Source organism: Candidatus Binataceae bacterium, from assembly GCA_035294265.1.
Classification (GTDB): Bacteria; Desulfobacterota; Binatia; order Binatales; family Binataceae; genus DATGLK01.
Window position 1 is genome coordinate 1 of the sequence record DATGLK010000079.1, and the last position, 7,650, is coordinate 7,650.

The window sequence follows — 7,650 nt, forward strand, 5'->3', positions numbered from 1 at the left end:
CCCTCCCGGCATCACCGGCACCGCAGCTGGCATCCCCACTGCAGGCATGCCGTTAGCCCAGTTGCCTGCACCGGGCCCGCCGTTGGCTGACCCAGTAAAACCGTTCCCGCTGTTCCCATAACCGCTCATCATGTTGGGAGCCGGAGTCGGCGATGGGGCGCTGAATTCGCCCTGGCCCAGTGGGGTAGGGGTCGGAAGAGGCTCCCCTCCCACGCATTGCAGGAGCTCGTTGAGCTGGTCGACGGTCAAGCCCAGCGCAGGTCCCATCTCTTGGATTTGATAAGGGGCTAGGTGCTCCGCTGCGATCTGAGCGCACGCCTGCTGCATATCAGCGGCGGTTTGGGCTCGGACCGCGCCGGCCATGGCGAACCACCAACCCAGCAGACCAAGACCCACCACCACAACCAGTCCAAGGCCTGGTCGCCTGATCACTACCGGCATATCGCTATGTAACATTTCGTTTGAAGATGGCAGACACGCGTCCGCCCTGACCCTTGGGCGGATATCCCCGCAGCATTGGGCCTAATTTTGCTGGAACCGCGGTTCCAAGCCCGCTGCGACCTTAGGCCCGTCATATTTCGCAACAGATAGCCGCAGCCATGGATAACATTCAAAAAACCCGAAATCAAGTAAGCCCTGTACGGATCAAGCTGCGAGCCGACCGCGGCTGATGGCGGGAACCGAAATGTTAGGGCTGCAGCAAGCAGGAGAAATTGGGAGTCTGGATTTTTAACCCGCTGACGTCTCAGCCAGCTCAGCCTAGGGGTCATGACCCTGCGCGAGCATAGCGGAGAAATTCCTTGCAAGAGCGAGCTAGCGGGCCGACGTAGCACCCAGCGCGCGCCGGCCAAACTCCAACGCGCCGGTACGCCATTGCATCCCAAAATGGGTATTAATCGCGTGAATGTCGCGGAAGGCCCGCTGAACGACGTTGGTGTCGGTCAAGCCGTGAGCTCCGTTAAGGTAGTTGATCAGATCGACCGCCCGCATGCAGGCCAAGCCGGCGAAGGCTACATCGCGCCGAATTCGCGCGCTCATCTCGGCTTCAAGCGTATCACCCCGGCGAGCTCGATCGTTGAATTCAAGGGCGTTGCTCGTAACCAGGGCTTCAGCACTGTCGATAAGCGCCGCAGCCTCGGCAATCTGGAGTTGCACGACCTCGCTATCGACGAGTCGGGCACGTCCGAGTTGGGAGGGTGGTTGGCGGCGCGCCCGCGCAGTCAGGTCTTCAAGCGCGCCGCGCGCAATCCCGAAGGCGGGCGCGATCAAGTTGTAGGAAAACACGTGCCACAAGGGTAGGCGGTAAATATGGCAGTCATTGATTGCCGTACCTGGACCGCGGCCGGCGGCCAGCGCGCTCAAGAGCGCGGTGCGATGGGCTGGGACAAAGGCATCGCTGACGCTTACGTCGTTGCTGCCGGTGGCGCGCAGGCCACTGGCGTGCCAAGTATCGACGATCTCATAGTCCGAGCGCGGCAGGACGCACCACAGCGCGTCGGGAGGAGTGCCATGCGCCATCGGCGCCCCCAAAATCACCCATTGCGCCAGATCGATACCGCTGGAAAAACGCCAGCGTCCGGACAGGCGGTAGCCTCCGGTCACCACGCTCAACTCGCATTGCTCCGGCGCAAACGCACTGCCCAACAAGGCCTCAGGCGACTCGCCCCAGACTTCGTCCTGGACCTCGGGGGAGAGCATACCCAGGATCCATGAATGGCAGGCGACCACCGAGAAGACCCAGGCGCTGGAGCCGCAACCGCGTCCCAATTCATTGCCAAGCGACAATTGCGTGGGCCCGTAATCCAACTCGTAACCACCATAGCGGGCCGGCTGAAAAATCTTGAAGAAGCCGGCTTCGCTGAAATCTCGGGCAGTCTCGTCCGGCAGCCGACGCAGGGCCTCGGCCGCGGGCGCACGTTGGCGCAGTATGGGGCTTAACTGGCGAGCGCGCGCGATGAGGCTTTCGAGCTGCGCGCCATGGGCTGACTGCTTGGAAGCGGAAGTGGCGTTATTCGCTGAGATCTCCATCGGCTTCACCCGCCCACCGGCCAAAGGCGCAACACGCCATTCAACGGCCGGCACGCGTTTGACGGCTGCATCCTTTTGCCGCGGCCCGCCAAGGTTACAATTCCAGCGTGGGCTCCAAGCCCAGTGCGACACGTCCCCAGTTCAGCCCCCCAGGGCGCCATTGCAAACCGGCATGGGTGCGCATCGCGACCAAGTCGTTGAATGCCCGCTGAATCGGATTGCCGTCGAAAATCCCATGAGCCCCGTTGATGTTCTGCAGGATATCGACCGCGTGCACGAATTGCGCGCCAACAAAAGCGACATCGCGCCGGAAGCGGCTGCGCTGCTCAGCGCTGAGCGCTGCGCCCGTGCGCAAGGTATCATTCATTTGCGCCGCGTCGGCCCGGAGCAAGGCACGTCCGCAATCCACCGAGGCCGCAGCCTCGGCGATCTGCAACTGGTTGGCTTCGATATCGGCCCGCCGCACGCCCCCAAGACCCGGCTTTTGCGCGCGCGCCTGCGCGCAATACACGTCCACCGCCCCTTGCGCGATTCCTAACGCCGCTGTGCTCAGGTTCATCGCGATCGTGCCCAGGACCGGCAGCCGATAGATATGACAGGGATTGACTGCCGCGCCCGGCCCCTTTCCCTCGGCCAATAGGCGCAAGGGCGTGACCCGATGCTCGGGCACGAAACGCCCGTTCATGATTATATCCTTGCTGCCGGTCGCCCTAAGCCCGGTGGTAAACCATTCGTCACGCACCTCGTAATCGCGCGCGGGCGCGAGAAACCACACGATCTCAGGTCCGGTAGCGCGCCGGATTGCACCTCCCAGCAGGGCCCATTGCGAGGCATCCACCCCGCTGGCGAACTTCCAATGGCCACTGATGCGATACCCCCCAGGCACCGGTTCGATCTGACTCCGCTCGCCGCGATAGGAGCAGCAGACCAAGTTGTCGGGCGACTCGAAGACCTCATCCTGAGCTTGGCGCGAGAACATGGCGCTCAGAAAGCCCTGGACCGCGAGCACGGTGCAAACCCAGGCGCTGGAGCCGCAGCCGCGTCCCAATTCTCCCGCGATCTGGATCTGGGCGGTACCAAAATCTAGCTCGAAGCCGCCATAGCGCCGGGGCAGAAGAATTTTGAAGAAGCCGGCTTCGATGAAGTCGCGGATAGTTTCCTCCGGGACCTGGCGTATCTGTTCGGCGCGCGGCGCTCGCTCGCGCAGCACTGGAATCAACTCGCGCGCACGTGCCGACAAACGCGCCAGCCGCTCGCTATTGGTTAATTCCTGTGATTCTTGCGTGGAATCAGCCCCTGCGCTGTTTATCATACCTATTCAGCCCCTCGGAAAAGTGGCCACCACGGACCACATTGCCGGCCAGCTAAACGCCGGGCGCTAGTATACCCAAAAAGGCCACCTCCTTAAAAACCCTCGCCTTTGGCAGGGTAGGGACTTGGCGCCTGCGCACAGTGGATTCGCTGGAGTTCTGCCGCACAGGAACCTGTAACTGGTGAGCGGACGTCAACTCCAGCCGCCCCGCCAACGTCTATTTGGAACACGACCAGTGGCATGGTATCGGATCGCCGATATGCTAGAGATAGTGTGGAATTCCAGCGCGCCGATGGACGCCGAAATAGTTTGCGCAAACGCACGGCATCGCTAACCCGCTGGCTTATCGCCCCGGTCGTGCTGGCGATAATCGGTGCATTATACTGGCATCAGCGTCCCCTCCCCGCGCGCTACGTTACCGCGATGGTCAGCCGCGGTGCGGTGATAAAAAGCGTCACCGCTACCGGCACCGTCAATCCGGTCACCACGGTTCAAGTTGGTACTTATGTTTCGGGAAAAGTGGTGCAGCTCTACGTGGACTTCAATTCGGCGGTCAAAGCCAATCAATTGATGGCCAAGATCGACCCGCGTCCCTTCGCCGCGCAGGTTGCTCTGTCCAAGGCCGCGCTGGCCAACGCCAAGGCGCAACTGGAAAAGGACCAGGCCAATCTGGCTTATCAGGCCCTAACCTATGTCCGCGACCAGGAAATGTTGAAGGAGAAGGTGATCTCCACCGATCAGTTCGACAGCCAAGTAAACACCTATAATCAGGCGCGTGCTCAAGTTGCCCTTTCCAAGGCTGCAGTCCAGCAGCAAGAGGCTAATTTACGCCAAGCAGAGCTTAACCTGAGTTACACCAATATCGTTTCGCCGGTTGACGGTACCGTGGTTTCGCGCAATATCGACATGGGACAAACCGTGGCTGCCAGTTTCCAAACTCCGGTATTGTTTCTGGTTGCCAAGGACCTGACCAAGATGCAGGTCGATACCAGCCTGAGCGAATCGGACGTCGGCGGGGTGCGCAAGGGTCAGGCCGCCTTTTTCACGGTTGATGCGTACCCGGGGCGGACGTTTCACGGAACGGTCGCTCAAGTGCGGCAAGCCCCGATTACCGTGCAAAACGTCGTTACTTACGATGTGGTAGTCGACGTTTCCAACCCCGAGATGCTGCTCAAGCCGGGCATGACCGCCAACGTCACTATTGTCATCGACCGGATCGATGGGGTTCTACGCGTGCCCCTGCAGGCCTTGCGCTTTTCACCCCAAGGCTTCCTTAATACCGCCAATAACGCCGCAGACGCGCAAGACAGCGATATCGACTCCAGCCAAGCGATAGTGTGGGTCAAACAGGGGACACGTCTGACTCCAGTCCATATTCGGCGCGGACTGGATGACGGTACCCAGGTTGCGGTGCTCGACAGCACCCTGCATGTAGGCGAGCGAGTGGTCACCGATGAACTGCAGCAGACCAGCCGCCAGCGCGGCCACGCGCCTTTTGGTCCCTTCCATGGTCATTAACCCCCCCACCCGAGCGCGCGTCATAAAAACTGGCGCTACGGCTGTCAACCGAATTCCAGCGCACTGCGTCTAAGCAGTATGTCGTCTGATCGGCACGAAGAGACATCGGCCAAAAGTCAGGTATGGAGCGAGTACGAGCGGCTTCATCGCGCCTATCAGGCTCGGGTAGTTGGCCTGTGCCGCTTGCTGCTGCGCGACAGCGAAGAAGCTCAGGACGTGGCCCAGGAGGTTTTTCTGCGCGCCTTCGAGCAGTTGCGCACCCAGCGCATTCCCGATGTGTGGGAAGCGTGGCTGGTGCGAGTGGCGGTCAATGCCTGCCGCGACCGTCAACGTTCGGCTTGGTGGAAGCGGCGCAACCGCAACGTCGAAATTACCGATTTGGAGGCCGAACGTAGCCTGTGGTCAACCGAGGATCAGGCCTCCGACCGTGAACAACGGGTGCGAATCTGGGCCAGTTTGGCAAAATTGCGGACCAAACAGCGAGAAGTTTTCGTCTTACGCTGTATGGAGGGATGGTCAACCGAGGAGACTGGGATATCTTTGGGAATCAGTGCGGGCAGCGTCAAAACTCATCTCTTTCGTGCAGTCAGGCATCTGCGCCAGGCGCTGGAGCAAAAATGAACCACTGTCTCGACGATCAGTCTTTATTGGAAATTCACACTGGCGAAGGCAAGCCCGCCCAGCGCGCCCATCTGGGAGGCTGCCTGACTTGCGCCCGTCGTTACCGGCGCTTGGAAGAAGACCTGAGCAACATCGTGAGCGCGCTCCAACGGCCTCCGGCGCTACCGCTCGAGCATGCTACCGCCATCATGCCGTTGTGGCGCTGGTCGCTGGCCGCGGCACTGGTAATTGGAGCCTTCTTTTGCGGCCGCCTGACCGGCCTGAGCGGGTTGTCGCTCAATTCGCAAGGGCCAACGATGGCCAGCCAGCAGCAAGTCGACTATACCACCCCACTGGTGGTGGATGACGACGATAATGTGGCCGCCGCCTCTTACACCTCCTCGATGGACGACTTGCTGACGCCGGTCGATGCCGGGCCCGATTTCACCATCGCGGGCCAAAGCGAGGGCGTCAATTAACCGCCCAACACTGCCTGGGCGGAGTGGCGACCGCGCCGTTCCCTCGGCGCAGTGGATAACGACCCGCATGATGCCACGCCAGCGATGATCGAATCCTATCTAATTGCCGTTGCGCTAATCGCAACCGGAGCCATCGTCGGCTGGAAATTTCTCTAAATTGCCCTTCGACTTCCCCGGACTAAGACAGCGTTTCTAGAGTGGCATCTATCAGGGCCAAGGACGGGTGAAATACTTTATACGCCCGAAAAAGGCGTGCCCGTTTTGCTCATTGTCGGGGCCGGGCGGACCAAAGCTGCGCCCACCCAAACGCAGACGCCGTTGACGGCCGCTGCCAAGGCAGCTTAGATCTGACCTCAGCAGTTCGCACAGGAGAATCGTCGTGCCCAATCTCAAATATGAATACGCTAACTTAAGCCACGGCCGTACCCGTTACATCGAGGCCGGCAGCGGCGCGCCTGTCATCCTGATCCATGGCGCCGGCTATCTGGCTAACGCCGACAACTGGCTCCCGGTGCTGCCGGCGCTGGCCGAGCGTTATCGCTGCCTGGCGGTGGATTGCCTCAACTGGGGTTTGGGTGATCCGCTGGACCGGGAATTTTCCTTCGCCTACCTGGTCGATTTCATCCGCGAGTTCCAGGACGTGATGGGGCTTAAGAAAAGCCACATCGTGGGCCATTCGATGGGTGGATGGTTGGCGGATCTGCTGGCCTACGAAAGCCCGCAGCGAGTCGACAAGCTAGTGGATTCGGCCGGCGGTGGAATGGCCACCCGAGCACTCACCAATATGGTTAATTTTCAGCCTCCCAGCAGCGAAGAGATTCGCAAGCAGGCGAGCGCCAAACTCAAGAGCCTGGGCGAGCAGGCGGCACCGTTGGTGGAAGAGTACGTCACCCATCTGTCGCGCCCGGAAGTCGCCTCTGCCTTTGGTAAAGTGATGCGCCACATGACCGACCCGGCAACCCGCCAGCGTTACCATCTGGCCCGCCGGCTGCCCTATATCACGGCACCGATGCTGATCGTGTGGGGACGCAACGACGAGGTCAACGACGTCGCGATGGCTGAAGAAAAGCACAAGCTTGTCGCCAATTCCAAGGTCCATTATATCGACGATTGCGGCCATTTCATCCAGCAGCAAAAACCCGCGGAATTTTCGCGCGCTGTGATCGATTTTCTGGGCTGACAGAGGCCTTTTGCGGGCGGCGCGCCGGGCTACCCGCCGGCTCTTTGGATTCAGCGAATCGGCTTGACGTTGCGCTGGTCCCGATGGCCCAGCCAACTCACGGCGCCGAAGGCGCCCGCCCAGGAGCCGGCGGCGGCAAACAGGACGTAGATCGGATTGCTGGTGTAACTGATAACAGCGAAGGCCGCCAGCAGGTACCACACGCTGCTCAAGGTCGCCGCCGCGACTCGTCGCCGCGAAACGATGGCGGCATTGTAGAGGACGTAAGCCGCGTCGGTGGTCGCGGTCGAAGCACTTACTGCCAAACCAATCAGCGGACTCCAGGTGACCATCTCAACTCCTTTAAGCAGCCCCGTGGGCCGTATCCTGACCCAATCGGGAGCAGTGCGATAGCCAGCCCCGGGGGCAAGCCGTTAAGATAACCTTCGTTGTGTCAAGCAAAAACCCTGAGTCCATTTCCAGCCCGCGTCGTGCAGGCGGGGGCCAATGACGCGGGTCAAGTCCCTGCTGGCCCACCTCGCCCTGATCTGCCT

8 protein-coding genes are annotated in these 7,650 nt (G+C 60.9%); 4 read left to right on the forward strand and 4 right to left on the reverse strand.

Annotated features, from left to right (window positions below; translation table 11 throughout):
- The 3 genes from VKV28_12860 to VKV28_12870 form a co-directional block, all read right to left on the reverse strand.
- Positions 1 to 456: hypothetical protein (locus tag VKV28_12860; protein ID HLH77686.1), on the reverse strand; the 456-nt coding region annotated here is incomplete at its 3' end.
- 357 nt (positions 457 to 813) lie between these two features.
- Positions 814 to 2,028: an acyl-CoA dehydrogenase family protein gene (locus VKV28_12865; protein ID HLH77687.1), complete on the reverse strand. Its 1,215-nt coding sequence runs from the start codon at positions 2,026 to 2,028 to the stop codon at positions 814 to 816.
- A gap of 94 nt (positions 2,029 to 2,122) precedes the next feature.
- Positions 2,123 to 3,340 (reverse strand): acyl-CoA dehydrogenase family protein, encoded by a 1,218-nt coding sequence (locus tag VKV28_12870; protein ID HLH77688.1) that lies wholly within the window; start codon positions 3,338 to 3,340, stop codon positions 2,123 to 2,125.
- Between the two features lie 273 nt (positions 3,341 to 3,613).
- On the opposite strand from VKV28_12870, the gene VKV28_12875 reads away from it, so the two are divergent.
- From VKV28_12875 to VKV28_12890, 4 genes are all read left to right on the forward strand, one after another.
- Positions 3,614 to 4,858: an efflux RND transporter periplasmic adaptor subunit gene (locus VKV28_12875; GenBank protein ID HLH77689.1), complete on the forward strand. Its 1,245-nt coding sequence runs from the start codon at positions 3,614 to 3,616 to the stop codon at positions 4,856 to 4,858.
- A 78-nt stretch (positions 4,859 to 4,936) separates the two neighbouring features.
- Positions 4,937 to 5,479 carry an RNA polymerase sigma factor gene (locus VKV28_12880; protein HLH77690.1) on the forward strand — a complete coding sequence of 181 codons (543 nt, stop codon included), beginning with the start codon at positions 4,937 to 4,939 and terminating at the stop codon, positions 5,477 to 5,479.
- On the forward strand, positions 5,476 to 5,937 hold the full coding sequence (locus VKV28_12885; GenBank protein ID HLH77691.1) for a hypothetical protein: 462 nt from the start codon (positions 5,476 to 5,478) through the stop codon (positions 5,935 to 5,937). The genes VKV28_12880 and VKV28_12885 overlap by 4 nt, the downstream gene beginning before the upstream one ends.
- Before the next feature lie 379 nt (positions 5,938 to 6,316).
- On the forward strand, positions 6,317 to 7,117 hold the full coding sequence (locus tag VKV28_12890; protein HLH77692.1) for an alpha/beta hydrolase: 801 nt from the start codon (positions 6,317 to 6,319) through the stop codon (positions 7,115 to 7,117).
- 50 nt (positions 7,118 to 7,167) lie between these two features.
- Here VKV28_12890 and VKV28_12895 read toward each other — a convergent pair whose 3' ends face one another.
- Positions 7,168 to 7,449, reverse strand: coding sequence for a hypothetical protein (locus VKV28_12895; protein ID HLH77693.1), 282 nt, complete (start codon positions 7,447 to 7,449; stop codon positions 7,168 to 7,170).
- Positions 7,450 to 7,650 lie beyond the last annotated feature (201 nt).

Bases quoted from the DNA above. Each gene is read 5' to 3' on its own strand.
- VKV28_12865 (HLH77687.1), bottom strand. From the start codon at position 2,028: ATGGAGATCTCAGCGAATAACGCCACTTCCGCTTCCAAGCAGTCAGCC.
- VKV28_12870 (HLH77688.1), bottom strand. From the start codon at position 3,340: ATGATAAACAGCGCAGGGGCTGATTCCACGCAAGAATCACAGGAATTA.
- VKV28_12880 (HLH77690.1), top strand. From the start codon at position 4,937: ATGTCGTCTGATCGGCACGAAGAGACATCGGCCAAAAGTCAGGTATGG.
- VKV28_12885 (HLH77691.1), top strand. From the start codon at position 5,476: ATGAACCACTGTCTCGACGATCAGTCTTTATTGGAAATTCACACTGGC.
- VKV28_12895 (HLH77693.1), bottom strand. From the start codon at position 7,449: ATGGTCACCTGGAGTCCGCTGATTGGTTTGGCAGTAAGTGCTTCGACC.